The sequence below is a fragment of the Microbacterium paraoxydans genome (assembly GCF_018224615.1).
GTDB classification, from domain to species: Bacteria; Actinomycetota; Actinomycetes; order Actinomycetales; family Microbacteriaceae; genus Microbacterium; species Microbacterium paraoxydans_B.
This window is the reverse complement of sequence record NZ_JAGTUK010000005.1, coordinates 45225-60367: the sequence shown is the minus strand read 5'-3', so window position 1 is coordinate 60367 and position 15143 is coordinate 45225. Positions and strand designations below refer to the sequence as shown.

Here is a 15143-nt window from a genome sequence, read left to right as displayed (position 1 = left end):
CTCTCAGCGCGGGATCACGTCGTAGCGGCGGAGGCGCAACGCGGGGTTGACCTCCCTGACGCGCTCGACCGCCGAACGCTCCACCACTCCGACGGCCATGCCGGGTGCCGTTCCCACCCCGGCCACGACGACCCCCTGCGGGTCGACGATCTGCGAGTGACCGACGCCGATCGGGGTGGGGTGGTCCGCAGCGACCGCATACACCGTGTTCTCGATCGCCCTGGCCGCCAGCAGCGTCGTCCAGTGGTGCTCCTTGAGAGGCCCCCGCACCCACTCCGCGGGGACGACCAGGGCGTCCACGCCCGCGACCGCCAGCAGTCGGGCGACCTCGGGGAACCGCAGGTCGTAACACGTCATCAATCCGAATCGCACTCCCGCGACCTCGAACAGCGCGGGCTCGCCCAGCTCCCCCGGCTCGATCCAGTCGGACTCGGTCTGCCCGAACGCGTCGTACAGGTGCTGCTTGCGGTACACCGCCAGCACGCCGCCCGCGTCGACGGCCACGACCGCATTGCGCACGCGTCCCTCGCTCGACGCGCGTTCCACCAGTCCCGCCACGATCACCACGGCGAACTCCCCCGCGAGCGCGGTGAGGGTGGCCACGAAGTCGCCGTCGAGCGCCTCCGCCTGCGCGGCCAGAGTGTCGTCGAGCGGGTCGACGAAGTAGCTCGCGTACTCCGGGAAGACGACGAGCTTCGCCCCGCGCGACGCGGCGTCCGCCGTGAGTGACGCGACAGCATCGCGGTTCTCCTCGCGGGAAGCGGTCGGGGCGAACTGGCACACGGCGACGGCGACGGCGGTCTCGGACATGGCCTCATCCTCTCGCACCTTGCCGGTCCCGGGCTCGATTCGACGGCCTCCAGAATCCGTGATAGGTTATTCCTTGTGCCGCGGGGTGGAGCAGTTCGGTAGCTCGCCGGGCTCATAACCCGGAGGTCGCAGGTTCAAATCCTGTCCCCGCAACAAGAGAAGGCCCCTGATCAGGAGAAATCCGATCAGGGGCCTTCGGCTTTCCATCACGAGGGTGCCGTGAGTGGCGGCGCTTTCCTCCCTCACTGCGTACCGAGCGGGGCCGCTCGTGCGTCGCCGCCGACGAGCACCGGTACGCCTCGCGCACGCGTACCGCGACCCGGATACGCGGATGGGCGCCCCCTCGGGGACGCCCATCCGACTCAGCCTCTGCTCTGCGGGATCAGTTCCCCGCGGAGGCCTCCAGCTCCAGCAGCTTCTCGACCGCCGCCGTGAGGCGCTTGTCGGCCTCGCCGAACTTCTCCAGGTCGCCCTCCGCGAGCGCTGCCTGCCGATCCAGCAGAGCCTGCTGCGCTGCAGCCAGGGCGGAGGCCTGTGCGTCCGTCGGCGCCGTCGGCTCGGTCGGGGTCTCCCCCGTGTCCGGGTCGGTCGTACCCTCGTCGGTACCGGGATCCGTCGGCTCGACCTCGTCATCGCCACCGGTCGCGCCGGAGTCACCGCCGAACAGGGTGTCCAGCGCCTCCGTCAGCGTGTTCTCGAAGGCGACACGGTCACCGAAGGCCACCAGCACCTTCTGCAGACGCGGCAGCTGCGTCCCCTCCGAGGACTGCACATACACCGGCTGCACGTACAGCAGACCGCCACCCACGGGCAGCGTGAGCAGGTTGCCGTAGATCACCTCGGACTCCCCCTGCTGGAGGAGGTTCAGCTGCGGCACCACGGCCGTGTCCGAGTTGTAGGTGTTCTGCACCTGACCGGGGCCGGGCACCGTGGTGTCGGTATCGATCTCCAGCATGCGCAGCTGACCGTAGCCCTCCGCCTTCACGCCCTTCTCCGAACCGGCGTCGGAGTCGACCGCCAGGTAGCCCATCAGCACGTCGCGACTTCCGCCAGCCCCCTGAGACGCCGGGATGAACGTCGAGAACATCGAGAACCGCGGCTGGTCCTGACCCGGCATCTGCATCGTCAGGTAGTACGGCGGCTGGAGCATCGCATCGCTGCGCGGGTCGTTCGGCGTCTGCCAGCGGTTGTCCTGCTGCGCAAACGATCCCGCCTTGTCGACGTGGTAGATGCCGAGGATGTCGCGCTGCACCTTGAACAGGTCGGTCGGATAGCGCACGTGGCTCATCAGCTCGCCCGACATCTCGCTGATCGGCTTGAGCGTCGACGGGTACACCTTCTGCCACGTCTTCAGCACGGGGTCCTCCTCGTCCCACGCGTACAGCGTGACCGAGCCGTCGTAGGCGTCGACCGTGGCCTTGACCGAGTTGCGGATGTAGTTGATGTCGTCGATCGCGAGCGAGGGCGACGGGACGTTCGAGTCGGCGATCGCGTCGGACAGGCTCACGCTCGTCGAGTACGGGTACGTCGAGCTGGTGGTGTAGCCGTCGACGATCCAGACGATGCGGCCGTCCACGACGCTCGGGTACGGGTCGCTGTCGAGCTCGAGGTACGGCGCGACCTTCTGCACGCGGGTCTTCGGGTCGCGGTCGTAGAGGATCTGCGACTCCTCGTTCACCAGGTTCGAGAACAGGATCTGCTCCGACTGGAACTTCAGCGCGTACAGCAGCTTGGTGAACGTGTCGCCGATCTTCGGACCGCCGTCACCGTCGAACGTGGTCTTGGTCTCGCTCGAACCGTCCTTGCCGCGCGGGTAGTCGATCTCCGCCGGCTCCGAACCCTCCGGGGCGCCGACGATCGAGTACTCCGGCGAGTTCTCCCCGAAGTACACGCGAGGCTCGAAGTTCTCGCGGTCGCTCAGGAAGCCGGACGTGGGGATGCCGCGCTCGAGGAACACCGGCTCCCCGTCGCTCGTGCGCTGGTTGCCCGCGGCGGCGACCAGGCCGTAGCCGTGGGTGTAGACGGCAACCCGGTTGTTCCAGTTGTCGCCGTCGCCCAGGCCCGACATGTCGAGGTCTCGCACCGACACCACGGTGTCCTGCATGACGCCGTCGATCTCGTACCGGTCCACGTCCATCGTGGTCTGGAACTGGTAGTACCCGCGGTACTGCTCGAGCTGGCGGACCGTCGGCGGGATGACCTTCGGGTCCATGATGCGGATGGACGCCGTGGTCTCGGCATCGGCCCGCAACTGGCCGGCCGCCGCGTCGGTCTCGGCCTCGAACGCGGTGGTCTCGAGGTTCGCGACCCCGTAGGCCTCCTTCGTACCGTCGATGTTCCGCTGGTAGTACTCGGCCTGGTAGGCGTTCTGGTTGGGCTTCACCTGGAACGTCGTGACGACCCAGGGATAGCCGACGCCGACCACGAGCGAGGCCACGATCAGCAGCGCCGTCGCGGCCAGTGGGAAGCGCCAGCGGCCGATGACGGCCGTGACGAAGAAGAGGATCGCGACGACCGCGGCGATGATCGCCAGGATCGCCAGACCGGGGATGGTCGCGTTCACGCCGGTGTACGCGGCACCCGTGATGCGGTCGTCAGGCGTCACCAGCGTCTTGAAGCGGTCGAGCCAAAGGCTGGCCGCCTGCACCAGCAGGTAGAGGCCCGCGATGACGGCGAGCTGGATGCGCGCCGGCTTGGAGATGCGCAGCTCCCCCTGGCCGATCCGCACCGAGCCGTAGAGGTACGACACCAGCGCCGTGACGAGGAGGCACAGCAGCAGCACCGCCGAGACGAAGGCGAGCAGGATCGAGTAGAACGGCATCGCGAACATGTAGAAGCCCGTGTCGACGCCGAACTGCGGGTCGACCGTGTCGGTGGCGACGCCGTTGGCCCACAGCCACACGGTCTTCCAGTTGCCCGCGGCCGCGAAGCCGGCGAACAGGCCGAAGAAGATGGGCATGCCCCACATGGCCAGTCGCCGCAGCGGCTCGATGACCTCCTGGTAGCGGTCGAGCTGCGAGCTCAGCCGCACGTAGACCGGGCGCAGCCGGTACGCGAGCTGGATCACCACGAACAGCGGCACCGCCATTCCAAGGAAGCCGACGACGAACATCACCGCCGTCGCGATCCACTGCGTGGTGAGCACGCCGGTGAACCCGACCTGGTCGAACCAGAGGTATTCGGTGTAGAGCGAAGCGAAGACGAAGAACGCCGCGATCAGTGCGGCGATGATCACCAGCGAGATGCCGAGGATTCGTCGAGAGGTTCGTGGCGTGGCCGGGTTCGGGGCTGAGGTCGAGGTCACCCCTCCATCCTAGGCACGGGCGGCTGTGCGCAGGCTGTCACGCCGGTCACGGCGCGGTCACGGCAACGGCGGCGACGCCCCGTCAGGTGGCGGGGACCTCGCACGTCGGGAGGCCGCTCGTGTCGCCGCCATCGGCGATCACCTCGAGCGCCGACAGCGACTCCTCCAGGGTGGCCGTGCGGATCACCTGGAGACCGTCCGGCACATGACCCACCACCTCGTCGCAGTTGGCCTCCGGTGCCAGGAAGTAGTCGGCACCCGCGTCGCGCGCACCGTAGAGCTTCTGCCGGATGCCCCCGATCGGGCCGACGTCGCCCTCCGCGTCGATCGTGCCCGTGCCCGCGATGTCCTTGCCACCGTTGAGTTCGCCCGGCGTGAGCGTGTCGATGATCCCGAGCGCGAACATCATGCCGGCGCTCGGACCGCCCACGTTGTCGAGCTGGATCGTCACGTCGATCTCGAAGTCGTAGTCGGTGCGCAGCGTGATGCCCACCAGCCACGTGGTGGTCCCGCCCTCCACGTGCTTCTCCGGCGTCACCTCCACGGTCTGCTCGGCACCGTCGCGCTGCACCGTGAGGGAGACGGGGTCTCCGCCCGCGTCCTGGATGGCCTCGCGCAGCCGCGTCGCCGAGGTGACGGGCGTTCCGTCGACGGCCGTGATGATGTCGTCCGGTTCCAGCAGGCCGTCAGCCGGAGAGTCCTCGACCGCGTCGACCACGACCACCTGCGCTCCGGTGTCGTACCCCAGTTCGTTCAGGGCGGCCGCGGTGGCCTCATGCTGCGAGTCGATCATGAGCGTCGCGTTGCGCTCGTCGCGCTGCTCGGTGGTCACGCCCTCGGGGAACACGGAGTCGAGCGGCACCACCGCCCGCGACGAATCGAGCCAGGCCAGTGCGAGCTCGAACCAGCTGGGGGTGCGCTCGCGGTTGCCGACCACCTGCACCGTGGTGAGGTCGAGCGTGCCGCCCGTCTCGTAGGTCTCCGCGCCCTTCACGCTGATCAGCGGCACCTGCTCGCCGTCGGCGTTCTTCGCGGTACCGAGAGTGTCGTACACGGGGCCCGGACGCTGGATCACGTACGGCGACGGCAGGAAGGTCAGCACCGCCAGGGCGGCGAGCGCGACGATCAGCGCCCAGACGCCGAGTCCGAGCTTTCCTGCGCGCGGTCGTTCCACAGCATTCCTCCGTCGTTCGCGAGCGGCGTACAGCGATCTGCCCGCTCCGGGGTCACGCACTGAAACCTGTGACTAGCGTAGATGCCACGGCTACAGACGTGCTGAGAGGGCGAGCGACATGGCAGACAACGACCCGAACCCGGAGGACTTCCAAGAGTTCCTGCGGCGGATGCTCTCGAACCAGGGCGGCGGTGACATCGACCCGGAAGCCCTGCGGGAGGCCTTCTCGGGCATGGACGGCTTCACGCTCGACCCCGCGATGATGCAGACGATCATGTCGCAGCTGCAGGGCGCGTTCGGCGGCGACCCGTGGGAGAACGCGCTGCGCCAGGCGCTGCACATCGCGAACCGCGAGGGCCAGGGCATCTCGGACGGCTCGCGCACCTCGATCGCGGACTCCTTCGCGCTGGCCACCCTCTGGCTCGGCGAGGCCACCACGATCTCCGAGCTCGCGGAGACTCCGACGGCCATGACGCGCGGCGAGTGGGTCGAGAAGACGCTCCCCGTGTGGAAGGAGATCGCCGGTCCGGTGTCGACCAGCATCGCCGACGCGCTGACCTCGGCGCTGGACACGCAGGTACCCGAGGAGATGCGCGGGGTCGTGCAGGGCGCGGGGCGCCTCATGCGGGGCCTCGGCGGCTCGGTGTTCGCGGCGCAGTTCGGTCAGGTCCTCGGCAACCTCTCGCTCGAGGTGGTGTCGGGCGGTGACGTCGGCATCCCGGTGCTCCCCGCGGGCACCGCCGCCGTGATCCCGCAGAACCTCACCGCCTTCGGCGAGGGCCTGGAGATCCCGGAGGACCAGATCGCGCTGTACCTGGCTACCAGGGAGCTGGCGTACGCCCGCCTCTACCGGCACGCCAAGTGGCTGCACCTGCACGTGATGGCCCAGATCACCGACTTCGCCCGCGGAGTGACGGTCGACGTGGAGGCCCTGGAAGACGTGGCGAGCCGGCTGGACCCGTCCGACCCGGAGGAGCTGCGCGCCGCGATCGAGGGCGGCGCCCTGCTTCCCACGCAGACCGAGGCGCAGCGCGAGGCCCTCGCGCGACTCGAGAACCTGATCGCGACGATCGACGGCTGGGTGGACGTGGTCACCGCGCAGGCGACGTCCCGGCTGCCCGACGGCGCCCGCATCGCGGAGGCGGCACGGCGTCGTCGCGCGGTGGGCGGTCCGGCGGAGGACGCCCTCGGCGCCCTGGTCGGCCTGAAGCTGCGCCCGCGACGGATGCGCGAGGCGTCGGCGATGTGGCAGGCCGTGACGGATGCGGTGGGCGTCGCCGCGCGCGACTCCCTGTGGGACTATCCCGACCTCATGCCGACCGCCGAGGACATCGACGACCCCACGGCGCTGATCGCGCGGCTCCAGGCAGCCGAGCGCGGAGAGCAGCCCGTGGCGGACGAGTTCGACGAGGCGCTGGCCCGTCTGCTCGACGGCGACGACTTCTCCGGTGACGCGGACGCGGGGGACGCCGCAACCGACGAGGGTGCCGTCGACGACTCCTCGCGCGATGAGGACGGCGGCTCGACACCGGAGGGCGACCGGCCGGTGTGAGCGGAGTGCCGCGGGGCCGGCGCGCCGCGGCACTGTTCCTCCCCCGCGGGCGCCACGGAGCGGAGTTGTCCACCGGATCGCTCCGATGGCTCGCGTGGCACCAGCCCCGCACGAGAATCGGAGGGTGCCGCTCACCCCGCCCACCCTCACCCGCCTCGATCCGTCTCGACCGCTGCTGTGGCGCGACGACACCACCCTCCAGCTCGGCGACGACGGCACACTCCGGCTCTCCGCGGAGCAGCCGTGGGTGGAGCCGCTGCTGAGTCGGCTGCGCCACGGATTCCGCCGCAGCGCGTACGACGTGATCGCGCACGCGGCCGGGGCGCCCTGGGACGAGGCGCGACAGATGCTCGCGCTGATCGCCCCGGCACTGCACGACGACCCCTCCCCCGCACGAGCCGCGTGGACGAGCAGCCTCGGCCTCACGGATACACGGACGGAGGGACGGCTGCGGGAGGCCCTGGCGGATGAGGGCGTGGTGATCGCACCCCCGGAGGATCCGGAGGCCGTCGCGGTGGTGCTGGTACCCGGAGCCGCCGCGGCGGTGCAGTTCGCGAGGCAGCTGCGCGACGATCGCGCCCACCTCCCGGTGGCCTTCGAGCCTGGACGCGTGACCGTGGGGCCGCTCGTGGTTCCGGGCGACACCCCGTGCCTCAGCTGCCGCGACCTGGAGGACACCGAACGAGACCCGGCGTGGCCCCTCGTGCACAGTCAGCTGATCGGACGCGATCCCGGACGCATCCCCGCGTCGCGGGTGGGAGAGGCCGCGCGGCTTGCGGCTGTCCTGCTCGCGTCGAACGAAGCCGGGCGTCTTGCGCGGGTCAGCGCCGACGGGCGGTGCGCGTGGCGTTCGGTGTCGTTTCGCGAAGAATGCCTGTGCCGCGAGCCGTCGTCCCCATCTCGGCCAGGAACCGCGACGGTGCGCGCTCCCCTCGCCCTGCCGACCGCGACCAGGAGATCTCCAGCGTTCGCGCGGCCCGCGTGACGCCCACGTACGCCAGACGACGCTCCTCGTCGACCGCCTCGAACGTGGTGGCGTAGGAGATCGGCAGCGACCCCTCAGCCCAGCCCGCGAGATACACGTGCGGCCACTCCAGACCCTTCGCCGCATGCAGCGTCGACAGGGTCACGGTCCGCATCGTAGGTTCATGCTGGTCCTTCGCCCGCGCCATGAGCGCGTCGCTGAACGAGCGCAGCGTCTCCTCCGGTCCGGCTTCCTCCGCCAGTCGCAGGATCGCGCGACGCGCCTCCCAGCCGTCCCGCTGCGCACCCCCAGCGGCGGGCGGCTCCTCCGTGAGCCCCAGCTCCCTCAACACCCGGCGCACCCCGGGAAGGAAACCGTGCTCGGTGGGGGCCACGGCCGCGGCGCGCAGCGCCAGGATCGCCTGCCGCACCTCGGGCATCGCGAAGAACCGAGTGCCGCCGAGCACCGACGTGGCGATGCCCTCCGCGGCGAGCGCCTGCTGCAGCACCGCCGACTGGGCATGCGCGCGATACAGCACCGCGATCTCCGCGGGCGACGCTCCCGCCGCGATCCGCGCCGCGACACCCGCCGCGATGCCCGCCGCCTCCTCGGACTCCGAGTCGTAGGCGGTGACCGTCGGGGCGTCGGCGGTGAACTGCTCCCGTGCCGGCACCAGTTCGAGCGCGCCCGGTCGCCCGCGCATCAGCGCGTTCGCCGCGGTCAGGATCGGCTCCTGCGACCGGTAGTTGGTCTCGAGCCGCACGACCGTGGCGTCGGGGTGGCGGCGCTCGAACTCCAGCAGGAAACGCTGCTCGGCGCCCGCGAAGGAGTAGATCGTCTGACTCGCATCGCCGACCACGCAGATGTCACGGCGGTCCCCGAGCCACAGTTCCAGCAGGCGGTTCTGCAACGGCGAGACGTCCTGGAACTCATCGACGGTGAAGTGGCGGTACTGCTCGTGCACCGCCGCCGTGACGCGCGGCTCGGTCTCCAGCATGCCCGCGCACGCGAGAAGCACGTCCTCGAAGTCGAGCTGGTGCCGCTCGTCCTTGAGCGCCTCGTAGCCGCGCATGAGCTCGACGAGCTGACCCGCGTCGATGCCGCTGACGGGCCGCCCGAGCTCCGCGTACCGGTCGATCGACAGCATCGACACCTTGCGCCACTCGATCTCCGAGGCGATGTCGCGCAACGTGGCCGTACTGGGCCGCAGACGCAGCGCATCGGCGGCCTGCCCGAGCATGCGCACCTTGTTGTCGATGATCGACGGTGCGGGCGAACCGGCGAGCGTCGGCCAGAAGAAATTGAGCTGCGCCAGAGCAGCCGCATGGAACGTACGAGCGGCGACACCCTCGACGCCCAACGCGCGAAGACGCCCGCGCAGCTCACCGGCGGCCTTCGCCGTGAAGGTCACCGCCATCACGCGTGACGGAGAGTACGCGCCGGTGTCGACGCCGTGAGCGATGCGATGCGTGATCACGCGAGTCTTGCCGGTTCCGGCACCCGCGAGCACAGCGACCGGACCCCGGAGGACGGAAGCCGCTGCACGCTGCCGCTCATCCAGGGCATCGAGTGCACTCACGCGCGCTCCTCGTACCACTGCGTGATCAGGGCGCGCGCGATCGACGCAGGGCCGGGGAGACCGACGGGCCCGTCGCCCGCGAGCGCGGATCCGATCTCTGCCCTGGTGAACCAGCGCACGTCGATGATCTCCTCGCCGTCGGCACGGGCGGCGCTCTCATCCTCCACGACGGCCCGGAAGCCGATCATGAGCGAACGAGGGAACGGCCACGCCTGGGAGGACACATACCGCAGCGCGGAGAGGCGCACGCCCGACTCCTCCTCGATCTCCCGATGCACCGTGGACTCGAGCGACTCACCCGCCTCCGTGAAACCGGCGAAGCAGGAGTACATGCGACCGCCCCAGTTGGCGTTCGCTCCGAGCAGCAGCCGCTCGCCGTCGGTGCTCTCGACCGCGACGATCACGGCGGGATCCGTACGGGGGAAGTGCTCGCGGCCGCACACGAGGCAGCGGCGCGACCACCCCGCCTGACGCAGCTCCGTGCCTCCACCGCACGTGGGGCAGAACGGGGCGTCGCGCAACCAGCCGGCGAGCGCGATCGCGCCGACCAGCACGTCGGACTCCGCGGCGTCGATGCGGCCGCCCAGATCGCGCAGCCCGAGCCAGATCTCGTCGGGAGCCGCATCGAGGGCGTCGGTCTCGGGAGGTGCCGCGGCAAGAAGCAGCGGAGCACCGTCCGCATCGCGCCCGAGCAGTGCCCAGGTCGCCTCGCCCACCGTCTCCGCGGAGACCCGGACGAGTGCCGAGTCGACCACGCGCACACGGCCTTCGCGCACCACGATCACCCTGGTCGTGGCTTCGCCGCGCAGACGATCGATCACCCCGGGCTCCTCGCGGAGCTCCGCTGCGCGGTCGAAGAACGGGCGCTGAATGCTCATCGACTCCCCCTTTCACGGGCGTGGCGGAGGCGGGACCGCCCCTGAGCCCACCTACCCTGGGGGCATGGGACGCTCTCCATTCACTCTAGCCGCGGCGGTGACGGCCGCACTTCCCGGCGCTGAGGTCACGGGCACCCGAGCGCTCACCGCCGATGGCGACGGCCGCTTCGACTCCGCCGTGGCCTCGCTCGCCGACGGCAGGGAGCTGGCGATCCGCGTGGCCGATGACGACGACGCCGCGCGCGAACTCGCCGCCGAGGCGATCGCCCTGCGCGCGCTCACGGACGGCGCCCGCTCGATGCTGCCCTTCCGCGCTCCGGCGTACGTCGGTGAGACGCGCCTCGGCGACGGGCGCGCCCTGGTCACCGAGCTGCTGCCGGGCTTCCAGATCGAGGCCCCGATGGTGCCGGCCGGCCGCGGTGCCGCCGAGTCCATGGGCGCGGCGATCGCCGCTGTGCACGGCATGCCCACCTCGGTCGTGCGCGGAGCAGGGCTCCCGACACGCAGCGCCGACGAGAGCCGTGCCGAGCTCGAACGCCTCGTCGACACCGCTGCCGCCACCGGCCGGGTCCCCGCGCGGCTCACCGTCCGCTGGCGGGACGCGATCGCCGACGACGAGCTGTGGCGTTTCGAGTCCACCGTCGTCCTCGGCGGCGTGCAGGCCACATCCTTCCTGTTCGACGACGACCCCCACGAGGGTCCGCGCGTCACCGGGCTCATCGGCTGGCACGGGCTCGCGGTCGGCGACCCCGCGCTCGACCTCTCCTGGCTGTCCGCCGCCCCCGACGCCGCCGCCGACGTGCACGCCTCCTACGCCCGCGCCGTCGACCGCGCCCCCGACGCCGGACTCGAGGCGCGCGCCCGCCTGCTCGCCGAACTCGAGTTCGCGCGCTGGCTGGTGCACGGCGACGCACTGCACCGCCCCGACATCGTCGACGACGCAGCCGCGCTCCTCACCGCGCTGGCGGAGGGACTGAACGACCGCGGCATCGTCGCCAGCGGGCGGCCGAGCGGCGTGGACTCCGCGATGGAGGCCCTCGACCGGGTGCCCGTCGCCAGCGCGCCAGAGGTCGACACGTCGATGCAGACCGACGCATACAACCCGGACGAGTTGTGGGCGGTGAACGCCGAGCAGCAGAACGACAGCGGTGCCGTCGCCGAGCCGGCACCCGGCGCACCAGCCCCGTGGACCCGCGCCGCAGAAGAGGCACCCGCACGCGCGGACGACGCTCCCCGCTCCGCCACGGTCGACCTCGACACCGAAGACCTCTCCGGCGTCTCCTCCCTGTTCGGCGATGCCCGTGGCAACGGCTCGTCGCACGACGGCGGACCCACGGCCTCCGCGCGCAGCGACGACCACACGGCGGACGACCCCGACGATTCCGAAGAGGCTCAGCGGGCCGCCCGCGCAGCCCTCCAGCGCTGGAAGAGTTCCTCCTCCGAGTAGACCCGGTCCCCGCGGATGACCAGATCGTCCGCGACGTAATAGAGCGCCACGTCGATCTCGTCGAGCGGCACCCCGAAGCGGCGGTGGTAGGCGAGGCGGTACAGCGCGAGCTGCAGCATCCGCTCTTCGCGCTCCGCGGCCGTCCGAGGCGCACGACCCGTCTTCCAGTCCACGATCTCGATGCGGTCGCCGCGGTCGGCGCGGCGGTACACGGCATCGAGCTTGCAGATCACGATGTGCCCACGGTCGTCGTCGGTGGCCTCGCCCGTACCAGCGCCCAAGGCGAAGTCGATCTCGATCTCCACCGCGATCGGCTGTAGCGGTCCCCACTCGCTCTGCTCGAACGTGCGCTGCAGGGCCGCGAGGTCCGCGGCGTCGGCCGCCGCGCCGGAGGCACCCCCGTCGATGAGGGCATCAGCGAACGGCTCATCCTCGTCCTGTTCCCACAGCGCCTCATCGACCCGGGAACCGACGCCGACCAGCTCAGAGCGCTGCTCCACCCAGGCGTGGAACAGCGTCCCCAGGCGGGTCTGGCGATAGGGGCGCTCCGGCATGGGGCGCACGATCGACGCGAGCGTTCCCGCGTAGTCGGTGACGTAGTCCTTGAAGCGCGAGGCCGGCACGCGCGTCGGGGCATCCGCATCCGTGCCCCGCTGTCGTGCCTCGCGCTCTGCGAGCAGCCGCCGCAGTTCCGGCGTGGGCTCGGCCACCCCGGCACGAAGCTCCGCCTCCACCTCCGCCGCGGCCGCTGAGACCACGGGGCGCCGGGCACCCAGCGGGTCGAGCGGCCAGTGCAGGGTCGCCCCGGGGCGGTCGTACGGGTTGTCGTCGGGATCCACCGCCTCGATCGGCGCCAGCCCCCGCACCTCGATCGCCTCCAGCAGGTACGGACTCGGTGTGCGGGGCGCCTTCTGCCCCGCCCAGTGCGCCCCCGTCAGCAAGAGGTCGCTCCGTGCCCGCGTCACGGCGACATACGCGAGGCGCCGCTCCTCCTGCCGCTGATACTCGCGGTAGGCGTCCTTGAAGCGCTTGAGGGCGCCACCCTGCGGGTTGGCCTTGGTCGCGCCGCCCGACAGCGACGCCTGCGCGAGCTTCTGTCGCTTGTCGGGATCGGTCTCGTCGCCCATGGCGCCCTCCGGGTCCCACGTGAAGCGCGGCAGTGCGTCACGATCGCCGCGCAATTCGAACGGCACCACGCCGAAGCCGAACCAGCCCGACGTGTCGGCGATGCGACCGGGAAGCTCGTCCGACACCAATCGCACCACCGCCACGGCGTCCCACTCGAGTCCCTTGGAGCCGTGGATCGTGAGCAACTGCACCACGCCGGGCTCGGGCGGCTCGGGACGAGGCATCAGCTCGTCCGTGCTCTCCGCCTTGTCGAGCCACGCGAGGAGACTGCCGATCGTCCCGCGGTCATCCGCAGCGAGGAACGCGCGCACCTCGTCGGCGAAGGCGCGCAGCTGTGTCGCCGCGATCCTCGCCGGACCGCGCGTCTCGTTCGCGGCCAGCTCGATATCGAGGCGGAGCTCCAGCTCGATCAGGCGCATCAGCTCGGGGATCGGCTGCGAGGACGCGCGACGCAAGCGCTCCAGCATCTCCCCCGCGGCCCGGATCCTCGCTCGGCCTTCCGGGGTGAACGCCTCGAGCAGGCGGTAGTCGTCCCGGACCGCGCGCACCACGTCCACCGCGTCCACGATCGACACGGCCTCGTCGGCGCCGCGCGACGAGCGCAGTCGCACCCTCACCTCGTCCGGCAGCGGCAGCATGCTCGTGTCCCGTTCGGCCAGCGTGCGCCCGAGATCGTACAGCGCCGCCATGTCGGCGACCCCCACACCGAAACGCGGACCCGTCAGCAGTCGGATGAGAGCTGATCCGGCCGTGGGATCGTGGACGACCCGCAGCGTCGAGACGACGTCGACCACCTCCGGGGTGGCGAGCAGGCCGCCCAGGCCGAGGATGCGGTGGGGAACACCGCGCGCGGCCAGCGCCCCCGCGAACGTCTGCATGTGTCGCTTCGAACGGAACAGGATGGCACCGGTGTGCGGGGAACCTCCGCGTCCAGCGGCCGCCGCCTCGTGCGCGGCGCGGCGCTCGACGAACCAGTCCGCCACCGCCGCCGCCTCCTCATCGACCGTGAGCGGGAAGCGCACCTCGATGCCGCCCTCCCCCGCTCCGGGTCGCGCTTGCAGTGGCGGGACGTCCAGACCAGGACGCTGCAGCGGCTCCAGCACGCGGTTCGCCACCTCGAGGATCCCCCGGTCGTTGCGCCAGCTGGTCATGAGGCTGTAGGTGTGCACCGACCCCGTGCTCGCGAACGACCGCGAGAACGCGTAGAGGTTGTCGGCACTGGCGCCCCGCCACCCGTAGATCGACTGATGCGGATCACCCACCGCCATGACGGCGCTGTCTCGGAACAGCTCCGCCAGGAACCGGGTCTGGATGACGGAGGTGTCCTGATACTCGTCGAGCAGCACGACGCGGTGCTGCTCCCGCAGCTCGGCTCGCACGTCCGCCGCGGACTCCACGATGTCGTAGGCGCCACCGACCTGGTCGGCGAAGTCGAGCACGCCGCGCCGCTGCTTCTCGGCGATGTACTCCCGCACCAGAGCGGTGAGCGTGGGCAGGCTCAGCAGGTTGACCGCGGCTTTGTCGACATCGGCGTTGCTCCGGTACGGCTCGAACGCGCGCGCCTGCTCCGCGGCGAGGCGCTCGGCGACGGCCAGGTCCACGCGGTGGTCCAGCACGTCGCCCGCCAGACGCTGCACCGCGTCGATCACGGTGCCCAGCGCGTAGTCGATCTCCTCCAGCTCCGGCAGGTCGCTGCGCAGCACCACCTCGCGGGCAAGCATCCACGAGGCGGCCTGGCTCAGCATCGCCACGTCGGGGTCGCGGCCGATCCGGGCGGCGTGCTCCCGCACGATGCCATCCGCGAACGCGTTGTACGTCGAGACGCGCGGCCGGATCATCAGGTCTTCGACCGTCCGCGGTGCCGCGGGGTCCCAGCCCGTGCCGAACTGGCGGGCGAGATCGTCGAGCACGGTCGCGCGCACCAGTTCGCGTTGCCGGCCCGATGCGGCTTCCGCCACGCGGCCGAGCGCGCCGCCGGCCACGATCTCCGGCAGATGCGGCAGCAGCCCGCGGCGACTGTACTCGTCGACGACCGCGAGCCGAGCGCCGATACGCTCCGCCAGCTCGCCGGCCGCCTTGCGGGTGAACGTGAGGCCGAGGATCTCGTCCCGCCGGACGCGTCCCGTGGCCACCAGCCACACCACCCGTGCGGACATGGTCTCGGTCTTGCCGCTACCCGCCCCGGCCACCACGAGCGCCGGCTCCAACGGCGCCTGGATCACCTCCTGCTGCGCGGGCGTCGGCGCGGGGAGGCCGAGGGCTGCCGCGAGGTCGGTCGCCGCGAGCACCACCTCGGGTGTCGCCACG

General features: G+C 71.1%; 8 protein-coding genes and 1 tRNA gene. 3 read left to right on the top strand and 6 right to left on the bottom strand.

Annotated elements, in window-relative coordinates:
• Window positions 1–3: 3 nt before the first annotated feature.
• The gene (locus KE274_RS15835; protein ID WP_211545489.1) at window positions 4–810 is read right to left on the bottom strand and encodes a carbon-nitrogen hydrolase family protein; all 807 of its coding nucleotides are present in this window, start codon (window positions 808–810) and stop codon (window positions 4–6) included.
• Between the two features lie 79 nt (window positions 811–889).
• On the opposite strand from KE274_RS15835, the gene KE274_RS15830 reads away from it, so the two are divergent.
• Window positions 890–963, top strand: a tRNA-Met gene (locus KE274_RS15830).
• A gap of 229 nt (window positions 964–1192) precedes the next feature.
• Here the strand turns inward: KE274_RS15830 and KE274_RS15825 are convergent.
• Window positions 1193–4114, bottom strand: coding sequence for a UPF0182 family membrane protein (locus KE274_RS15825; protein ID WP_211545487.1), 2922 nt, complete (start codon window positions 4112–4114; stop codon window positions 1193–1195).
• A gap of 82 nt (window positions 4115–4196) precedes the next feature.
• The gene (locus KE274_RS15820) at window positions 4197–5288 is read right to left on the bottom strand and encodes a YlbL family protein (RefSeq protein WP_211545485.1); all 1092 of its coding nucleotides are present in this window, start codon (window positions 5286–5288) and stop codon (window positions 4197–4199) included.
• A 118-nt stretch (window positions 5289–5406) separates the two neighbouring features.
• On the opposite strand from KE274_RS15820, the gene KE274_RS15815 reads away from it, so the two are divergent.
• Window positions 5407–6840, top strand: a complete 1434-nt coding sequence (locus KE274_RS15815) for a zinc-dependent metalloprotease (protein WP_211545483.1) — start codon at window positions 5407–5409, stop codon at window positions 6838–6840.
• 821 nt (window positions 6841–7661) lie between these two features.
• On the opposite strand, the gene KE274_RS15810 is transcribed toward KE274_RS15815, so the two are convergent.
• Both KE274_RS15810 and nudC read right to left on the bottom strand, forming a co-directional pair.
• A complete protein-coding gene (locus tag KE274_RS15810; protein ID WP_211545480.1) occupies window positions 7662–9383 on the bottom strand; it encodes an ATP-dependent helicase in 1722 nt (573 codons plus the stop codon).
• Window positions 9380–10261: an NAD(+) diphosphatase gene (gene nudC / locus KE274_RS15805; protein WP_211545478.1), complete on the bottom strand. Its 882-nt coding sequence runs from the start codon at window positions 10259–10261 to the stop codon at window positions 9380–9382. The genes KE274_RS15810 and nudC overlap by 4 nt, the downstream gene beginning before the upstream one ends.
• Before the next feature lie 64 nt (window positions 10262–10325).
• Here nudC and KE274_RS15800 point away from each other — a divergent pair, with 64 nt between their 5' ends.
• Window positions 10326–11708, top strand: coding sequence for a phosphotransferase (locus tag KE274_RS15800; protein WP_249186539.1), 1383 nt, complete (start codon window positions 10326–10328; stop codon window positions 11706–11708).
• Here the strand turns inward: KE274_RS15800 and KE274_RS15795 are convergent.
• Window positions 11654–15142 carry an ATP-dependent DNA helicase gene (locus KE274_RS15795; protein ID WP_307872232.1) on the bottom strand — a complete coding sequence of 1163 codons (3489 nt, stop codon included), beginning with the start codon at window positions 15140–15142 and terminating at the stop codon, window positions 11654–11656. The two genes, KE274_RS15800 and KE274_RS15795, sit on opposite strands and share 55 nt — an antisense overlap.
• Window position 15143: the final 1 nt, after the last annotated feature.

Coding starts and splice junctions, on each gene's coding strand:
- KE274_RS15835 (WP_211545489.1), bottom strand. CDS start 810: ATGTCCGAGACCGCCGTCGCCGTCGCCGTGTGCCAGTTCGCCCCGACC.
- KE274_RS15815 (WP_211545483.1), top strand. CDS start 5,407: ATGGCAGACAACGACCCGAACCCGGAGGACTTCCAAGAGTTCCTGCGG.
- nudC (WP_211545478.1), bottom strand. CDS start 10,261: ATGAGCATTCAGCGCCCGTTCTTCGACCGCGCAGCGGAGCTCCGCGAG.
- KE274_RS15800 (WP_249186539.1), top strand. CDS start 10,326: ATGGGACGCTCTCCATTCACTCTAGCCGCGGCGGTGACGGCCGCACTT.